This is a genomic window from Agrococcus sp. Marseille-P2731, assembly GCF_900117395.1.
GTDB lineage: Bacteria > Actinomycetota > Actinomycetes > Actinomycetales > Microbacteriaceae > Agrococcus.
In genome coordinates, this window is sequence record NZ_FPEG01000001.1 from 205,441 (window position 1) to 221,052 (window position 15,612).

Genomic DNA, 15,612 nt, shown 5'->3' on the forward strand with positions numbered 1-15,612 from the left:
GTCAGACCGCCCGCAGCTTGGGGAAGCGGTCGTCGCGATCGGCGAGCGCTGCGAGCGCCTCGAGCACGCCGAGGGCCGTCAGCCGCACGGTGCGACCGTCGGCCGCGTCGGCCGCGGCGTCGACCTCGGTGAAGTCGATGGAGGTGACCTCGTCGTAGGCGACGATGGCGCGGATCAGCGCCCGCAGCTGCCACGCGCTGATGCCGCCGGGCACCGAGGCGGGGCAGCCGGGCGCCACCGAGCGGTCGCAGACGTCGACGTCGACGTCGAGGTGCACGGGCCCGCCGGCCGCCCGCGCGACCTGGACGGCCTCGGCAGCGACCTCGTGCAGGCCACGCTGCTCGAGGTCGTCGCGCAGGAACACGCTGATCCCCGCCTGCCGCGCCCGCTCGGCATAGGCGCGGGAGTTCGCGAAGTCCTGGATCCCGATCTGCGCCACTCGCGAGCCGTCCAGGCCGGCGTCGAGCAGCCGCTGCACGGGCGAGCCGTTCGAGCGGCCGTCGCGCAGGTCGTGGTGCGCATCCAGCGTGATCAGTCCGGCGGTCTCGATCGACGCTCCCCAGCTGCCGAGCGCCGCGGGCACCGTGGCCGCGTTGTCGCCGCCGAGCACGATCACGAACCGCGCGCGAGCGGCGGCGCGGGCGACGAGCGCAGTGGCGCCCTCCTCGTCGCCGTCGGGGTCGGATGCGTCCCCGGCGTCGGCGACGCGCAGTCCGCCGACCGGCGCGGCCGTGGCGTAGGCGTGCGGCGAGGAGCGGCGCAGCGCCTCCCGCACCGCAGCGGGTGTCGTGTGTGCGCTCGTCGGGCTGAGCGAGGTCTCGTGGGTGCCGAGCCCGACCAGCACCGCGTCGAGGCGACCAGGCGCATCCGCCAGGCTCGGCCAGTCACCGCTGCGCGGCCAGGACGGGTCATGCGGGAGGCCCCCGGAGGGGACGGAGGACGACGAGGGAGCCATGCCGCGACGCTAGCAAGCGCGGCGCGACACGCCCGGGTTGCACGGGTGTCGACATCCGTGAGAGACTCTTCAGGTTGCAAACGCGACGATTCCACGTCGCTCACTGCTCTGGCTGTGCACAGGTTCGAGATCGATCCTGGGCCGCGGGCAGCTCCAACAGAACTTCACCGAAGCCGAGCGCGGTATCGCCGTGCGCGACGTCGGTGCGCGCCCCATGCGGGCATTGACAGAAGAACAGCGGTGCACTCGAGAGTGCGTTGCGAGCAGCCTAGAACGGCTGCGTCGACAGGAAGAGAGTCAGCCATGGCGGGACAGAAGATCCGCATCCGACTGAAGTCGTACGACCACGAGGTCATCGACTCGTCGGCGCGCAAGATCGTCGACACCGTGACCCGTGCGGGCGCGACGGTGGTGGGCCCTGTGCCGCTGCCGACCGAGAAGAACGTGGTCGTGGTGATCCGTTCACCTCACAAGTACAAGGACAGCCGCGAGCACTTCGAGAAGCGCACGCACAAGCGACTCATCGACATCATCGACCCGACGCCGAAGGCAGTCGACTCGCTCATGCGCCTCGACCTGCCCGCTGACGTCAACATCGAGATCAAGCTCTAAGGAACGCCATGTCGAAGATCACGACGACTCGCGGCCTGCTCGGCAAGAAGCTCGGGATGACCCAGGTGTGGGATGAGCAGAACAAGCTCGTCCCCGTCACGGTGCTCGAGATCACGCCGAACGTGGTCACGCAGATCCGCACGCCCGAGAAGGACGGCTACGCAGCCATCCAGATCGCCGCAGGCCAGATCGACCCGCGCAAGGTCAACAAGCCGGCAGCCGGTCACTTCGAGGCCGCTGGCGTCACGCCGCGCCGCCACCTCACCGAGGTCCGCACCGACAACGCCGATGCCTACGAGCTCGGCCAGGAGCTGGCGGTCGACCTGTTCGCCGCCGGCCAGAAGGTCGACGTCGTCGGCACTTCGAAGGGCAAGGGCTTCGCAGGTGTCATGAAGCGCCACAACTTCGCTGGTGTCTCGGCATCGCACGGTGCGCACCGCAACCACCGCAAGCCCGGCTCGATCGGTGCCTCGTCCACGCCCAGCCGCGTCTTCCGCGGCATGCGCATGGCCGGCCGCATGGGCACCGACCGCGTGTCGGCGCTGAACCTCACGATCCACTCGATCGACGTCGAGCAGGGTCTCATGCTCGTCAAGGGCGCCGTCCCCGGTGCTCGCGGTCGTCTCGTGTACGTCCGCAACGCTGTGAAGGGAGCCTGAGCATGACTGCACAGGTCGCCATCGTCGACGCGAAGGGCAAGCAGGCAGGCTCGGTCGAGCTGCCCGCCAGCATCTTCGACGTCCAGACGAACGTTCCGCTGATCCACCAGGTGGTCGTCGCGCAGCTCGCAGCTGCACGCCAGGGCACGCACTCGACCAAGGGTCGTGGCGAGGTCTCCGGCGCCGGCCGCAAGCCCTTCAAGCAGAAGGGCACGGGCCGCGCCCGTCAGGGCTCGATCCGCGCACCCCAGATGACCGGCGGTGGCATCGTCCACGGCCCGACGCCGCGTGACTACTCGCAGCGCACCCCCAAGAAGATGATCGCCGCAGCGCTGCTCGGCTCGCTCTCGGACCGCGCTCGCGGTGGCCGCCTGCACGTCATCGAGGCGTTCCCGGCCGATGCTCCCAGCACTCGCGTCGCGGTCGACACCTTCGCGGTGCTCGGCGTGGCCAAGAACGTGCTGCTCGTGCTCGACCGCTCCGAGGAGACCGCGCTGCTGTCGGTGCGCAACCTCCCCGAGGTCCACGTGCTGCCCTGGGACCAGCTCAACGCCTACGACGTGCTCGTGAGCGACGACATCGTGTTCTCGAAGCCGGCCTACGAGGCGTTCGTCGCCGCGAAGACGGGTTCGACGGTCGAGGTCGTCTCCGAGGAGCCCAAGGCTGAGAAGCCGGCGAAGGCTGAGAAGCCCGCCAAGGCACCGAAGGCCGAGAAGGCAGAGAAGGACAACTGATGAGCGGCTACAACAAGGACCCTCGCGACATCATCATCCGACCGATCGTGTCCGAGAAGAGCTACGCGCTCATCGACATGGGCAGCTACACCTTCGAGGTCGACCCCCGCGCCTCGAAGACCGAGATCAAGCTCGCGATCGAGAAGATCTTCGGCGTCAAGGTGGAGCGCGTCAACACCCTCAACCGCGTCGGCAAGACGCGCCGCACCCGCTTCGGCACTGGCAAGCGCAAGGACACCAAGCGCGCCATCGTGAAGCTGAAGTCCGGTTCGATCGACATCTTCACGGCTGTCGGCTGAGGACTGAAGGAACGAGAACATGGCTATTCGCAAGTACAAGCCGACGACCCCGGGTCGTCGCGGCTCGTCCGTCGCAGACTTCGCTGAGATCACCCGATCGACGCCCGAGAAGTCCCTGCTGCGCCCGCTGCCCAAGACCGGTGGCCGCAACAACACGGGACGCATCACCACCCGCCACATCGGCGGTGGCCACAAGCGCCAGTACCGCGTCATCGACTTCCGTCGCAATGACAAGGACGGCGTGAACGCCCGCGTCGCGCACATCGAGTACGACCCCAACCGCACGGCGCGCATCGCGCTGCTGCACTTCGAGGACGGCACGAAGCGCTACATCCTGGCTCCGAACAAGCTCAAGCAGGGCGACGTCGTGGAGTCCGGTGCTGGCGCCGACATCAAGCCTGGCAACAACCTGCCGATGCGCAACATCCCCACGGGAACGGTGATCCACGGTGTGGAGCTCCGCCCGGGCGGTGGCGCGAAGATGGCTCGTTCGGCCGGCGCCTCGGTGCGCCTCGTCGCCAAGGACGGCCCCTATGTGCAGCTCCGCCTGCCGTCGGGCGAGATCCGCAACGTCGACGCGCGCTGCCGCGCCACGATCGGCGAGGTCGGCAACGCCGAGCAGTCGAACATCAACTGGGGCAAGGCTGGCCGCAAGCGCTGGCTGGGCGTTCGCCCGACCGTCCGCGGTGTCGCGATGAACCCGGTCGACCACCCGCACGGTGGTGGCGAGGGCAAGACGAGCGGTGGCCGCCACCCCGTCAGCCCGTGGGGTCAGGCAGAGGGTCGCACCCGCCGCCCCAACAAGCCGAGTGACAAGCTCATCGTCCGTCGCCGCTCGACCGGCAAGAAGAAGCGCTAGTAGGAGAGTCCGATGCCCCGCAGCCTCAAGAAGGGTCCGTTCGTCGACGACCACCTCCTCACCAAGGTGGTTCGGCAGAACGAGGCCGGCAGCAAGAACGTCATCAAGACGTGGTCGCGCCGTTCGATGATCGTGCCGGCCATGCTCGGCCACACGATCGCCGTCCACGACGGTCGCAAGCACATCCCGGTCTTCGTCACCGAGACGATGGTCGGCCACAAGCTGGGCGAGTTCGCGCCCACCCGCACCTTCCGCGGCCACGTGAAGGACGACAAGAAGGGCCGTCGCCGCTAAGCGCGGTGACGGAAGAAGGAGAAGGCAATGGTTGAGTCGATCGCTCGCGTTCGTCACATCCGCGTGACCCCTCAGAAGGCCCGCCGTGTCGTCGACATGATCCGCGGCAAGCAGGCCGAAGAGGCCCTCGCGATCCTGAAGTTCGCCCCGCAGGGCGCCTCGGAGCCCGTGTACAAGCTCGTCGCCTCGGCGGTGGCCAACGCTCGGGTCAAGGCAGACGCTGCGAACGAGTTCCTCGACGAGCAGGACCTGTACGTGGCCCGCGCGTTCGTCGATGAGGGCACCACGCTCAAGCGGTTCCGACCGCGTGCACAGGGTCGCGCGTTCCGCATCAACAAGCGGACGAGCCACATCACCGTCGTGCTCGCGACGCCGACCACGGAGGACGAGAAGTAATGGGACAGAAGGTCAACCCGTACGGCTTCCGCCTCGGCATCACCACCGACCACGTGTCGCGCTGGTTCGCCGAGTCGACGAAGCCGGGACAGCGCTACGCCGACTACGTGGCTGAGGACATCCGCATCCGCAAGATGCTGACGACCAGCCTCGACCGCGCAGGCGTCGCACGCATCGAGATCGAGCGCACCAAGGATCGCGTGCGCGTCGACATCCACACCGCCCGTCCGGGCATCGTGATCGGCCGCCGCGGCGCCGAGGCCGAGCGCATCCGTGCCGACCTCGAGAAGCTCAGCGGCAAGCAGATCCAGCTGAACATCCTCGAGGTCAAGAACCCCGAGGGCTCCGCGCAGCTCGTCGCGCAGGGCATCGCCGAGCAGCTCAGCGCTCGCGTGGCGTTCCGCCGCGCGATGCGCAAGGGCCTGCAGTCGGCGCAGCGCGCCGGCGCCAAGGGCGTCAAGATCAAGGTGTCGGGTCGCCTCGGCGGCGCCGAGATGAGCCGCAGCGAGCAGTACCGCGAGGGCCGCGTGCCCCTGCACACGCTGCGCTCGAACATCGACTACGGCTTCTACGAGGCCCGCACGACCTTCGGTCGCATCGGTGTCAAGGTCTGGATCTACAACGGTGAGCTCACCAACCGCGAGCTCGCTCGCGAGCAGGCGAACCAGAAGTCGCCGCAGCGCGAGCGTCGTGGACCCCGTCGCGACGCAGCTCCGGCCGCAGCAGGATCAGAGGCGAAGTAATGCTCATTCCCCGTCGAGTCAAGCACCGCAAGCAGCACCACCCGAAGCGCCGTGGCCAGGCCACCGGCGGCACGGCGGTGTCGTTCGGTGAGTACGGCATCCAGGCCCTGACGCCTGCCTATGTCACGAACCGTCAGATCGAGGCCGCACGTATTGCCATGACGCGCCACATCAAGCGCGGCGGCAAGGTGTGGATCAACATCTACCCCGACCGTCCCCTCACGAAGAAGCCCGCTGAGACCCGCATGGGTTCCGGCAAGGGCTCGCCCGAGTGGTGGGTCGCGAACGTCAAGCCCGGCCGCGTCCTCTTCGAGGTCGCCGGTGTCGACGAGCAGCTCGCGCGTGAGGCGATGACGCGAGCCATCCACAAGCTGCCGCTCAAGGCACGCATCATCAAGCGCGAGGAGGCTGACGCATAATGGCGATCGGTTCCAAGGAGCTCATGCCCGCCGAGCTCGCCACCCTGGATGACGAGCGTCTCGTCGTCGAGCTGAAGCGGGCCAAGGAAGAGCTGTTCAACCTGCGCTTCCAGTCGGCCACCGGCCAGCTGGAGTCGCACGGCCGCCTGCGGGCTGTCAAGCGCGACATCGCGCGGCTGTACACCGTGATCCGCGAGCGCGAGCTCGGCATCAGCGCCTCGCCGGCGCCGGTCGAGAAGGCTGCGGACAAGAAGAAGTCGAAGAAGGCCGACCAGGCCGAGAAGGCTGAGAAGGCTGAGGACAACTGATGGCTACTGAGCAGCCCAAGGACGAGACCGTCCAGCGCGGCTACCGCAAGTCGCGCATCGGCTACGTCACCTCCGACAAGATGGAGAAGACCGTCGTCGTCGAGGTCGAGGACCGCGTCAAGCACCCGCTCTACGGCAAGGTGCTCCGCAAGACCTCGAAGGTGAAGGCCCACGATGAGCAGAACGCCGCCGGCATCGGCGACCGCGTCCTGATCGCAGAGACCCGTCCGACGTCCGCCACCAAGCGGTGGCGCGTCGTCGAGATCCTCGAGAAGGCCAAGTAGGCCTCGGCCTCGAAGGAGATCTAGACAATGATCCAGCAGGAATCCCGCATCAAGGTGGCCGACAACACCGGCGCCAAGGAGCTCCTGACCATTCGCGTGCTCGGCGGCTCCGGCCGTCGCTACGCCGGCCTCGGTGACACCATCGTGGCCACGGTCAAGGACGCCATCCCCGGCGGCAACGTGAAGAAGGGCGACGTGGTCAAGGCCGTCGTCGTCCGCACGGTGAAGTCGACGCGCCGTCCCGACGGCTCGTACATCAAGTTCGACGAGAACGCAGCCGTCATCCTGAAGACGGATGGCGACCCTCGCGGCACTCGCATCTTCGGACCCGTCGGTCGCGAGCTCCGCGACAAGCGCTTCATGAAGATCGTGTCGCTCGCACCGGAGGTGATCTGACCCATGGCCAGCATCAAGAAGGGCGACCTCGTCGTCGTCATCGCCGGAGCGCGCGAGTCGCGCGGCGGCGACCGGGGCAAGACCGGTCGCGTCATCGAGGTCCTGCGCGAGCAGAACCGCGTGATCGTCGAGGGCGTCAACCTCGTCACCAAGCACATCAAGGTCGGCCAGACCAACCGCGGCACCCGCACGGGTGGCATCGAGACCCACGAGGCCCCGATCCACGTGTCGAACGTCGCGCTCGTCGACCCCGAGTCGAAGAAGCCCACGCGCGTCCGCGCCGAGGTCAAGACCGTCGAGAAGAACGGCGTCTCGATCCCGCAGAAGGTCCGCGTCGCGACGAAGTCGGGCAAGGAGATCAAGAGCAATGACTGACACCGCAGTGCGCCTGCCGAGGCTCAAGCAGCAGTACCGCGAGACGGTCCTGAAGCAGCTCCAGGAGGAGTTCGGCTTCTCGAACGTCATGCAGGTGCCCGGCCTGACCAAGATCGTCGTCAACACCGGCGTCGGTGAGGCCGCGCGCGACTCGAAGGTGATCGAGGGCGCTGTGCGCGACCTCACGCTGATCACCGGCCAGAAGCCGAAGGTCACGGCCGCCAAGAAGTCGATCGCGCAGTTCAAGCTGCGCGACGGGATGCCGATCGGCGCGCACGTCACGCTGCGCGGCGACCGCATGTGGGAGTTCCTCGACCGTCTGCTGACGCTCGCGCTCCCGCGCATCCGCGACTTCCGCGGCCTGAGCCCCGAGCAGTTCGACGGCAACGGCAACTACACGTTCGGCCTCTCGGAGCAGTCGGTGTTCCACGAGATCGACCAGGACAAGATCGACCGCGTCCGCGGCTTCGACATCACCGTCGTCACGACGGCGAAGTCGGATGACGAGGGTCGCGCGCTGCTCAAGGCGCTCGGCTTCCCCTTCAAGTCCTGACCCCATCGGCGCCGCCGGCGCCGAGCTGAATTCAAGGTCGCTGCCCGCGGAACGGGCAGCGAAACCAGAACGGAGAACACCATGACGATGACCGATCCGGTCGCCGACATGCTGACGCGTCTGCGCAACGCCAACACGGCGATGCACGACGAGGTCACGCTGCCGTCGTCGAACCTCAAGGCGAGCATCGCCGAGATCCTCGAGCGCGAGGGCTTCATCTCGGGTTGGAAGATCGAGGACGCTCGCGTCGGCAAGTCGCTGACGCTGAACCTCAAGTACGGCCCGAACCGCGAGCGCGCGCTCGCCGGCCTGAAGCGGGTCTCGAAGCCCGGTCTGCGCGTCTACGCGCGATCGACCGAGATCCCCCAGGTGCACGGCGGCCTCGGCGTCGCCATCCTGTCCACGAGCTCTGGGCTCCTCACCGACCGTGAGGCCGAGCAGAAGGGCGTGGGCGGGGAAGTCCTCGCCTACGTGTGGTGATCTGACATGTCACGAATCGGACGTCTCCCCATCGACATCCCCTCGGGTGTCGACATCTCGGTGAACGACGACGTCGTCACCGTCAAGGGCCCCAAGGGCGAGCTCACGACCCGCATCGCGAAGCCGATCCAGGTCGAGGTCGCCGACGGCCAGGTGCAGGTCACCCGGCCCGACGACGAGCGCGAGTCGCGTTCGCTGCACGGCCTCACCCGCACCCTGATCGCCAACGACATCGTCGGCGTGACGGACGGCTACTCGAAGTCGCTCGAGGTCGTCGGCACCGGCTACCGCGTGGCGGCGAAGGGCACGGGCCTCGAGTTCGCGCTCGGCTACTCGCACCCGATCAACGTCGAGCCGCCTGCCGGCATCACGTTCGTGGTCGAGGGCAACAACAAGGTCACCGTCAGCGGCATCTCGAAGCAGGCCGTCGGCGAAGTGGCCGCGAATCTCCGCAAGCTGCGCAAGCCCGAGCCCTACAAGGGCAAGGGTGTTCGCTACGCAGGCGAGCAGATCCGCCGCAAGGCTGGAAAGGCTGGTAAGTGATGGGCATCGGTACCCGAGGCAAGAGCAAGTCGGCTGCCCGCGGCCGTCGTCACGCACGCCTCCGCAAGAAGGTCGTCGGCACCGCTGTGGTGCCGCGCATGGTCGTCACCCGTTCGGCACGTCACGTCTTCGTGCAGGTCGTCGACGACTCGCAGGGCATCACCGTCGCCTCGGCGTCGACCATGGAGGCTGACCTCCGCGGACACGACGGCGACAAGACGGCCAAGGCCAAGCGCGTCGGCGAGCTCATCGCTGAGCGTGCGAAGGCTGCAGGCGTCGAGTCGGTCGTCTTCGACCGCGGCGGCAACCGCTACGCCGGTCGCGTCGCCGCGATCGCCGACGGCGCACGAGAGGCAGGGCTGGGACTGTGAGCGAAGAGAACAAGGACACGCAGGTGACGGACACCACGCAGCAGGCTGCTGGTGCTCCCGCGGCTGAGGCCGGCCAGTCGGCCGACCACCGCGACGAGCCCCGCGAGCAGCGTCGCGGCAGCCGCGACCGCGGCACGCGCAACGAGCGCGGCCGTCGCGACGACCGCACGGAGAACCAGTTCCTCGAGCGCGTCGTGACGATCAACCGCGTCTCGAAGGTCGTTAAGGGCGGTCGCCGCTTCAGCTTCACGGCCCTCGTGGTCGTGGGTGATGGCGACGGCATGGTCGGCGTCGGCTACGGCAAGGCGCGCGAGGTCCCGACGGCCATCTCGAAGGGCGTCGAGGAGGCGAAGAAGAACTTCTTCCGCGTTCCGCGCATCGCTAAGACGATCCCGCACCCGGTGCAGGGCGAGGCCGCCGCTGGCGTCGTGCTCCTGCGTCCCGCTGCCGCCGGTACCGGCGTCATCGCGGGCGGCCCGGTCCGCGCCGTCCTCGAGTGCGCCGGCATCCACGACGTGCTGAGCAAGTCGCTGGGCTCGTCGAACTCCATCAACATCGTCCACGCGACGGTGGAGGCGCTGCGCATGCTCGAAGAGCCGCGCGCCGTCGCTGCCCGTCGTGGTCTCGACGTGGACCGCGTCGTGCCGGAGCGCCTGCTCCGTGCCGAGGCGGAGCACACGAAGCACGAGGCCGAGATCGCGAAGGCGGCATCCAAGTGAGCAAGCTGAAGATCACGCAGACGAAGTCCGTGATCAGCGAGAAGCAGTACCAGCGCGACACGCTGCGTTCGCTGGGCCTCAAGCGCATCGGCCAGTCGGTCGAGCGCGAGGACAACCAGCAGAACCGCGGCTACGTCAACACGGTGCGGCACCTCGTCAAGGTCGAGGAGATCGAGAATGACTGACAAGAACGAGTCGGCCGAGCTGCCGTCGCTCAAGGTCCACCACCTCCGGCCGGCGCCGGGCGCGAAGACCGCCCGCACGCGCGTCGGTCGCGGTGAGGCATCGAAGGGCAAGACGGCCGGTCGAGGCACCAAGGGCACGAAGGCCCGCTACTCCGTGCGTCCCGGCTTCGAGGGCGGCCAGCTGACGAGCGTCATGCGCGCTCCGAAGCTGCGCGGCTTCAAGAACCCGTTCCGCACCGAGTACCAGGTCGTCAACGTGGGCCAGCTGAGCGAGCTGTTCCCCGGCGGCGGCGAGGTCACCGTCGCGGATCTGGTCGCCAAGGGCGCGGTCCGCAAGAACCAGCTGGTCAAGGTGCTCGCCGGTGGCGAGCTCACGGTGGCGCTCACGATCACGGTCGACAAGGTGTCGGCCGCGGCTGAGCAGAAGATCGTGGCCGCAGGCGGCTCGGTCAAGTAAGTAGGCTGAGGGGCGGTCCGTGCGCGGACCGCCCCGATTGCCATTCTCTGGAAGGCTGCACGTGTTCAGTGCCATCGCAAGGATCTTCAAGACGCGCGATCTGCGTCGGAAGATCCTCTTCACGCTCGCCATCGTGGCGCTGTTCCGGTTCGGGTCGTTCATCCCCGCGCCGTTCGTCGACTACGGCAACGTGCAGGAGTGCATCGCAGCCAACCAGACGGCGACTGGTCTCTACCAGCTCGTCAACCTCTTCTCGGGCGGCGCCCTGCTGCAGCTGAGCATCTTCGCGCTGGGCATCATGCCCTACATCACCGCGTCGATCATCACGCAGCTGCTGCGCGTGGTGATCCCGCACTTCGAGACCCTCCACAAGGAGGGCCAGCAGGGTCAGGCCAAGCTGACGCAGTACACGCGCTACATGACGATCGCGCTGGCCGTGCTGCAGTCCACGACGCTGATCACGGTCGCCCGCTCCGGTGCGCTGTTCTCCCAGACCGGCGGCACGGCGCTCCCGCAGTGCCAGAACCTGCTGACGAACGACTCCTGGTGGTCGATCACGCTGATGATCTTCACCATGACCGCCGGCACCGGCCTCATCATGTGGTTCGGCGAGATGATCACCGAGCGAGGCATCGGCAACGGCATGTCGCTGCTGATCTTCACCTCGATCGCCGCGACCTTCCCGACGGCGCTCGGTCAGATCTTCCAGACCGAGGGCCCCAACACCTTCGCCATGGTGCTCGTCGTCGGCGTCATCATCATGGCCGCCGTCGTGTTCGTCGAGCAGTCCCAGCGCCGCATCCCCGTGCAGTACGCGAAGCGGATGGTCGGTCGACGCATGTACGGCGGGCAGTCGACGTACATCCCCATCAAGGTCAACATGGCCGGCGTCATCCCCGTGATCTTCGCCTCCTCGCTGCTCTACCTGCCGATGCTCGTCGCGCAGTTCAGCACGCCGACCGACGGCACCGCACCCCCCGAGTGGGTCCTGTGGGTGCAGGCGAACCTCACGTCCGGCGACGCGCCGCTCTACATGCTGGTGTTCTTCCTGCTCGTGGTCGGCTTCACCTACTTCTACGTGGCGATCACCTTCAACCCGGAGGAGGTGGCCGACAACATGAAGAAGTACGGCGGCTTCATCCCCGGCATCCGCGCAGGTCGCCCGACCGCTGAGTACCTCGACTACGTCCTGACGCGCATCACGCTGCCGGGCTCGCTCTACCTCGGCATCGTGGCGCTCATCCCGCTGATCGCGCTGTCGACGGTCGGCGCGAACCAGAACTTCCCGTTCGGCGGTGCCTCGATCCTCATCATCGTCGGCGTGGGCCTCGAGACGGTCCGGCAGATCGACGCGCAGCTGCAGCAGCGCCACTACGAAGGGCTCATCCGCTAGATGCCGAACCTCCTCATCGTGGGCCCGCCCGGGGCTGGCAAGGGCACGCAGGCCGCTCGGATCGCCGACACGCTCGGGATCCCCGCCGTGTCGACCGGCGACATCTTCCGCCAGAACATCAAGGAGCAGACCGAGCTCGGTCAGCGCGTCTCCGCCATGCTCGATGCGGGGGAGTACGTGCCCGACTCGCTGACGAACGAGCTGATCGACGACCGCCTCGCGCAGACCGACGCTGAGGGTGGCTACCTGCTCGACGGCTACCCCCGGACTGCCGGTCAGGTGGAGTTCCTCGACGGCGTCAACCTGCGTCGCGGTGAGCAGCTCGATGGCGTCGTGCGCCTGGTCGCAGACACCGACGAGGTCGTGCGCCGCCTGTTGGCGCGAGCACAGGAGCAGGGGCGCAGCGATGACAGCGAAGAGGTCATCCGCCACCGCCTCGAGGTCTACGAGCGCGAGACGGCGCCCCTCATCGCCATCTTCGGCGAGCGCGGCCTCGTCGTCGAGGTCGACGGCATCGGTGCCGTCGACGAGGTGACCGAGCGCATCCTCGCCGGCCTCGCCGAGCGAGGCATCTCCGCCTGATGCTCCGACGCGGGCTCTACAAGTCGCGCCGCGAGCTCGCCTCGATGCGCGAGCCCGGGCGCATCACCGCACTGGCGCTCGCAGCCGTCGAGCGCGAGATCGCTGCGGGCGTCACGCCGCTCGCGCTGGACGCGCTCGCGGAGCGCGTGATCCGCGAGCACGGCGCGGTGCCGAACTTCCAGCTCGAACCCGGCTACCAGCACACGCTCTGCGTCAACATCAACGATGTGGTGGTGCACGGCATCCCGGATGCGCGCCCCATCGAGCCGGGCGATCTCGTCACCGTCGACTGCGGCGCCACGATCGGCGGCTTCCACGGCGACGCTGCCATCACCGTGCTCGTGCCCGGGGGCGACCCAGCGGTCGCGCATGCGCGCGCCCACCTGAGCGAGGTCACCGAGGGGGCGCTCTGGGACGGGATCGCCGCCCTGGCCTCTGCCAAGCAGCTCGGCGCCGTCGGCGCCGCGGTCGAGGATCACGTCGAGGCGAACAGCGACTTCGGCATCAGCGACGACTACATCGGCCACGGCATCGGGCGGGCGATGCACGAGGAGCCGCCGGTCTTCAACTACCGCACGCGGGTCGTGGGTCCCGCGGTCAAGCCTGGCCTGTGCGTCGCGGTCGAACCCATCATCCACGCCGGCTCCACGGGATCGGCGACGGATGCGGACGGCTGGACCGTGCGGACCGCCGACGGCAGCGACGCCTGCCAGTGGGAGCACTCCGTCGCGGTCCACAGCGACGGCATCTGGGTGCTCACGGCGCTCGACGGCGGCCTGGCGGGCCTCGCGCCCTACGGGATCGTGCCGGTGCCGATCCCCGAGCGCTGAGCGACTACGCCGCGGTACGACCTCCCAGCACGAGATCGCGATAGGCGCGGAGCACGTCGGCCGTCACGCCGAGCTCCTCCGCGAGCTCCTGATCATCGTGCGCCCACGTGCACGCTGCAGCCAGCTGCTGCGGGTCGATGAGGACGCGCGCCGCGAAGCGCTCCGCGGCCCGCTCGCCTGCCGCGGAGGTGCCAGCATGCATGAACACGGCGTGGCCGAGCTCGTGCGCCAGCACCGAGCGCTGCTCGATGGGAGTCAGGCCGCGGGCGAGCAGGATGCGTCGGCGCGGGTGGTCGTAGGCGCCGAGCCAGTCGGCCGGCAGGGGAGCGCAGGTGACATCGACCTGGAGCTGACGGCACAGCCGCAGCAGCTCAGTCAGCGTGGGGCTGCTCCCGTCGAGGGACGCCACGCCGAGCCGCAAGTCCACGGACGTCCTCCTCGCTGATGCCTTCCTGGTGGATGGCGGTCACCGTAGCCCCACCCGGTGACACCGCGCCGGCGCGCACGTGCGCTGCGAGCGTCGCGATCGCCGCATCCGCTGCGAGGTGCCTGCGATCGCCCGGCACGTGCGAGAGCAGCTCGGCCATGACCGCCGTCCACAGCTCGATCTCGGGATCGAGCTGCTGCGCGTCGGTCGCGAGCCCGAGCGCGGAGAAGAGGCGGCGCAGGACGTCCTCCTGCGGAGCACCCGCCCCGCGCTCGATGTTGCTGACCGTCGTGCGATCGACGCCGGCGAGCTCCGAGAGCGCCTTCTGGCTGAGGCCGCGTCGAAGCCGCGCGGGCCGGACGAGGGCTGCGTAGTGGGCGCGCTCGGCTGCGCTCGCGCCCCGTAGGTGGATGGACATCCGTCAGCCTCGTCTCTCTCGTGCCTAGGTTATCCGCACGCTGATGGGTGTCCGCGGGCACTCTTCGACAGATCTTCGACATAACGCCGTGATATCTGGAGCCAACTGTGGAGAACTCCTGGCGCGTGCGTGGAAAACGTGGCACTGTTTCCGACATGACGGTCGAATCGCGCATCGGTGCCTCGCTCGCCGCGCTTCGGCGCAGCGCCGGAGTCAGCGCAGCCGAGCTCGCCCAGCGAGCCGCGCTCCCGGAATCGATCGTGCACAGCATCGAGCAGGGGGCGGTCGTCCCGTCGCCCGAGCTCGTCGCCCGACTGACAGGCATCCTCGCGACCAGCCTGCGGGATGCAGATGAGGCCGCCGTCGCACGCGACGCGCACCGACCTCGCTCCGAGCGGAGCGAGCGCCCGACGCTCGGGCGAGACACAGAAGGAGCATGATGGAGATCAAGACCAAGAAGGGGCGCGCCGCGGTCTGGAGCGCCTCCGCAGCCGTCAGCATCGTCGGCATCGCGATCGCGGGATTCTCGCTCGCGTGGGTGGCTGGATCGCTCGGGATCTCCGGCGCGGCAGCGTCGCAGATCGTCAGGGCGATCGAGATCGGCGGGGCGGCGCTCGCCGTCGTCATCGCCATCTTCGGTGGCGGCGTCATCAGCGCAATCGCCGGGGTGGTGGCCGCATACCTGAGGAAGAAGCTGCGCGCAGTGGCGATCGCCTGACATGGACGCGGTCGACGGCGGGGAGAAGGCGCGCACGATGCGCGGATCGATCGCGCTGTCGGCCGCGCTCGTGACCGGGCTGCTCGCCGGCGTCGCCTGCGTCGCATGGCTGGCATCGGGAGCGCTGACGTCGCTGAACGTCGCGGCAGTCGCGGCTGGCGACGTCGACATCGGCCCGCTGGTCGAAGACCCATCGTTCCTGGGCATCGCCGCGCGCAACCTGTCGGTCGCGGGGCTGCTGACCGCAGGCATCCCGCTGCTGGGCATACCGACGCTGCTCTCGCTGCCGGTCAGCGCGATGATCGTCGGTTTCACCGGGGCGTCGGTCGTCGCGTCGCTGGGCCTCCCGCTGACCCTCGATCGCGTGAGTGCGTACATCGTGTTCGAGCTCGCCGGCATCGTGATGGCAGCGACGGCAGGCGTGCTGCCGACGGTGCACGCATGCCGCCAGGTGCTGGGCCGGCCTCGGGCGCGGTTCGCCCACGGGTACACCGTCGCCATCCCGCCTGCGCTCGGCGTCGGGCTGATCGGCGCAGCGCTCATCCTGCTCGGCGCCGCGATCGAGACCGCGGCAATCTCCGCACTCACCTGATGACGGCCCAG

The 15,612-nt window shown here is 68.5% G+C and carries 29 protein-coding genes; 26 read left to right on the plus strand and 3 right to left on the minus strand.

Annotated elements, in window-relative coordinates; genetic code table 11:
* Nucleotide 1 precedes the first annotated feature (1 nt).
* Nucleotides 2-955, minus strand: a complete 954-nt coding sequence (locus tag BQ6202_RS01040) for an arginase family protein (RefSeq protein WP_072312803.1) — start codon at nucleotides 953-955, stop codon at nucleotides 2-4.
* Nucleotides 956-1,258: 303 nt separating this feature from the next.
* Here BQ6202_RS01040 and rpsJ point away from each other — a divergent pair, with 303 nt between their 5' ends.
* The 23 genes from rpsJ (at nucleotide 1,259) to map (ending at nucleotide 13,446) form a co-directional block, all read left to right on the plus strand.
* The gene (rpsJ, locus tag BQ6202_RS01045) at nucleotides 1,259-1,567 is read left to right on the plus strand and encodes a 30S ribosomal protein S10 (RefSeq protein WP_021010896.1); all 309 of its coding nucleotides are present in this window, start codon (nucleotides 1,259-1,261) and stop codon (nucleotides 1,565-1,567) included.
* An 8-nt stretch (nucleotides 1,568-1,575) separates the two neighbouring features.
* Complete coding sequence (gene rplC, locus BQ6202_RS01050) at nucleotides 1,576-2,226, plus strand: 50S ribosomal protein L3 (protein WP_072312802.1); 651 nt, start codon at nucleotides 1,576-1,578, stop codon at nucleotides 2,224-2,226.
* Nucleotides 2,227-2,228: 2 nt separating this feature from the next.
* Nucleotides 2,229-2,960 carry a 50S ribosomal protein L4 gene (rplD, locus tag BQ6202_RS01055; RefSeq protein ID WP_072312801.1) on the plus strand — a complete coding sequence of 244 codons (732 nt, stop codon included), beginning with the start codon at nucleotides 2,229-2,231 and terminating at the stop codon, nucleotides 2,958-2,960.
* Nucleotides 2,960-3,259, plus strand: a complete 300-nt coding sequence (gene rplW / locus BQ6202_RS01060) for a 50S ribosomal protein L23 (protein ID WP_072312800.1) — start codon at nucleotides 2,960-2,962, stop codon at nucleotides 3,257-3,259. The genes rplD and rplW overlap by 1 nt, the downstream gene beginning before the upstream one ends.
* A gap of 19 nt (nucleotides 3,260-3,278) precedes the next feature.
* On the plus strand, nucleotides 3,279-4,118 hold the full coding sequence (gene rplB / locus BQ6202_RS01065; RefSeq protein WP_072312799.1) for a 50S ribosomal protein L2: 840 nt from the start codon (nucleotides 3,279-3,281) through the stop codon (nucleotides 4,116-4,118).
* 12 nt (nucleotides 4,119-4,130) lie between these two features.
* Complete coding sequence (rpsS, locus tag BQ6202_RS01070) at nucleotides 4,131-4,412, plus strand: 30S ribosomal protein S19 (RefSeq protein WP_021010891.1); 282 nt, start codon at nucleotides 4,131-4,133, stop codon at nucleotides 4,410-4,412.
* 27 nt (nucleotides 4,413-4,439) lie between these two features.
* Nucleotides 4,440-4,808: a 50S ribosomal protein L22 gene (rplV, locus tag BQ6202_RS01075; RefSeq protein WP_072312798.1), complete on the plus strand. Its 369-nt coding sequence runs from the start codon at nucleotides 4,440-4,442 to the stop codon at nucleotides 4,806-4,808.
* Nucleotides 4,808-5,551, plus strand: a complete 744-nt coding sequence (gene rpsC / locus BQ6202_RS01080) for a 30S ribosomal protein S3 (protein WP_072312797.1) — start codon at nucleotides 4,808-4,810, stop codon at nucleotides 5,549-5,551. Before rplV ends, rpsC begins: the two co-directional genes overlap by 1 nt.
* Nucleotides 5,551-5,970, plus strand: coding sequence for a 50S ribosomal protein L16 (gene rplP / locus BQ6202_RS01085; protein ID WP_072312796.1), 420 nt, complete (start codon nucleotides 5,551-5,553; stop codon nucleotides 5,968-5,970). The genes rpsC and rplP overlap by 1 nt, the downstream gene beginning before the upstream one ends.
* A complete protein-coding gene (gene rpmC, locus BQ6202_RS01090) occupies nucleotides 5,970-6,278 on the plus strand; it encodes a 50S ribosomal protein L29 (protein WP_072312795.1) in 309 nt (102 codons plus the stop codon). Before rplP ends, rpmC begins: the two co-directional genes overlap by 1 nt.
* Nucleotides 6,278-6,562 (plus strand): 30S ribosomal protein S17, encoded by a 285-nt coding sequence (gene rpsQ / locus BQ6202_RS01095; protein ID WP_072312794.1) that lies wholly within the window; start codon nucleotides 6,278-6,280, stop codon nucleotides 6,560-6,562. Before rpmC ends, rpsQ begins: the two co-directional genes overlap by 1 nt.
* Nucleotides 6,563-6,589: 27 nt before the next feature.
* The gene (rplN, locus tag BQ6202_RS01100; RefSeq protein WP_072312793.1) at nucleotides 6,590-6,958 is read left to right on the plus strand and encodes a 50S ribosomal protein L14; all 369 of its coding nucleotides are present in this window, start codon (nucleotides 6,590-6,592) and stop codon (nucleotides 6,956-6,958) included.
* A gap of 3 nt (nucleotides 6,959-6,961) precedes the next feature.
* On the plus strand, nucleotides 6,962-7,333 hold the full coding sequence (rplX, locus tag BQ6202_RS01105) for a 50S ribosomal protein L24 (protein WP_072312792.1): 372 nt from the start codon (nucleotides 6,962-6,964) through the stop codon (nucleotides 7,331-7,333).
* Entirely contained in the window at nucleotides 7,326-7,886 is a 561-nt protein-coding gene (gene rplE / locus BQ6202_RS01110) for a 50S ribosomal protein L5 (protein ID WP_072312791.1), read from the plus strand. Before rplX ends, rplE begins: the two co-directional genes overlap by 8 nt.
* 81 nt (nucleotides 7,887-7,967) lie before the next feature.
* Complete coding sequence (rpsH, locus tag BQ6202_RS01115; protein ID WP_072312790.1) at nucleotides 7,968-8,366, plus strand: 30S ribosomal protein S8; 399 nt, start codon at nucleotides 7,968-7,970, stop codon at nucleotides 8,364-8,366.
* 6 nt (nucleotides 8,367-8,372) lie between these two features.
* The gene (gene rplF, locus BQ6202_RS01120) at nucleotides 8,373-8,909 is read left to right on the plus strand and encodes a 50S ribosomal protein L6 (RefSeq protein WP_072312789.1); all 537 of its coding nucleotides are present in this window, start codon (nucleotides 8,373-8,375) and stop codon (nucleotides 8,907-8,909) included.
* Complete coding sequence (gene rplR / locus BQ6202_RS01125; RefSeq protein ID WP_072312788.1) at nucleotides 8,909-9,280, plus strand: 50S ribosomal protein L18; 372 nt, start codon at nucleotides 8,909-8,911, stop codon at nucleotides 9,278-9,280. Before rplF ends, rplR begins: the two co-directional genes overlap by 1 nt.
* Nucleotides 9,277-9,999 carry a 30S ribosomal protein S5 gene (gene rpsE / locus BQ6202_RS01130; protein ID WP_083586796.1) on the plus strand — a complete coding sequence of 241 codons (723 nt, stop codon included), beginning with the start codon at nucleotides 9,277-9,279 and terminating at the stop codon, nucleotides 9,997-9,999. The genes rplR and rpsE overlap by 4 nt, the downstream gene beginning before the upstream one ends.
* Nucleotides 9,996-10,184: a 50S ribosomal protein L30 gene (gene rpmD / locus BQ6202_RS01135; RefSeq protein ID WP_072312787.1), complete on the plus strand. Its 189-nt coding sequence runs from the start codon at nucleotides 9,996-9,998 to the stop codon at nucleotides 10,182-10,184. Before rpsE ends, rpmD begins: the two co-directional genes overlap by 4 nt.
* Nucleotides 10,177-10,641, plus strand: coding sequence for a 50S ribosomal protein L15 (gene rplO, locus BQ6202_RS01140; RefSeq protein WP_072312786.1), 465 nt, complete (start codon nucleotides 10,177-10,179; stop codon nucleotides 10,639-10,641). Before rpmD ends, rplO begins: the two co-directional genes overlap by 8 nt.
* 61 nt (nucleotides 10,642-10,702) lie before the next feature.
* Entirely contained in the window at nucleotides 10,703-12,034 is a 1,332-nt protein-coding gene (gene secY / locus BQ6202_RS01145) for a preprotein translocase subunit SecY (protein WP_072312785.1), read from the plus strand.
* On the plus strand, nucleotides 12,035-12,616 hold the full coding sequence (locus tag BQ6202_RS01150) for an adenylate kinase (protein WP_072312784.1): 582 nt from the start codon (nucleotides 12,035-12,037) through the stop codon (nucleotides 12,614-12,616).
* The gene (map, locus tag BQ6202_RS01155; RefSeq protein WP_072312783.1) at nucleotides 12,613-13,446 is read left to right on the plus strand and encodes a type I methionyl aminopeptidase; all 834 of its coding nucleotides are present in this window, start codon (nucleotides 12,613-12,615) and stop codon (nucleotides 13,444-13,446) included. Before BQ6202_RS01150 ends, map begins: the two co-directional genes overlap by 4 nt.
* Nucleotides 13,447-13,450: 4 nt before the next feature.
* On the opposite strand, the gene BQ6202_RS01160 is transcribed toward map, so the two are convergent.
* Nucleotides 13,451-13,873, minus strand: coding sequence for an ImmA/IrrE family metallo-endopeptidase (locus tag BQ6202_RS01160; protein ID WP_072312782.1), 423 nt, complete (start codon nucleotides 13,871-13,873; stop codon nucleotides 13,451-13,453).
* A complete protein-coding gene (locus BQ6202_RS01165; protein ID WP_072312809.1) occupies nucleotides 13,818-14,291 on the minus strand; it encodes a helix-turn-helix domain-containing protein in 474 nt (157 codons plus the stop codon). The genes BQ6202_RS01160 and BQ6202_RS01165 overlap by 56 nt, the downstream gene beginning before the upstream one ends.
* A gap of 155 nt (nucleotides 14,292-14,446) precedes the next feature.
* Here BQ6202_RS01165 and BQ6202_RS01170 point away from each other — a divergent pair, with 155 nt between their 5' ends.
* The 3 genes from BQ6202_RS01170 to BQ6202_RS01180 are packed head-to-tail and all read left to right on the plus strand — an operon-like array spanning nucleotide 14,447 to nucleotide 15,601.
* Nucleotides 14,447-14,731 (plus strand): helix-turn-helix domain-containing protein, encoded by a 285-nt coding sequence (locus tag BQ6202_RS01170; protein WP_072312781.1) that lies wholly within the window; start codon nucleotides 14,447-14,449, stop codon nucleotides 14,729-14,731.
* Nucleotides 14,731-15,009, plus strand: coding sequence for an uberolysin/carnocyclin family circular bacteriocin (locus tag BQ6202_RS01175; RefSeq protein ID WP_083586794.1), 279 nt, complete (start codon nucleotides 14,731-14,733; stop codon nucleotides 15,007-15,009). Before BQ6202_RS01170 ends, BQ6202_RS01175 begins: the two co-directional genes overlap by 1 nt.
* Before the next feature lies 1 nt (nucleotide 15,010).
* A complete protein-coding gene (locus tag BQ6202_RS01180) occupies nucleotides 15,011-15,601 on the plus strand; it encodes a stage II sporulation protein M (protein ID WP_072312780.1) in 591 nt (196 codons plus the stop codon).
* Nucleotides 15,602-15,612 lie beyond the last annotated feature (11 nt).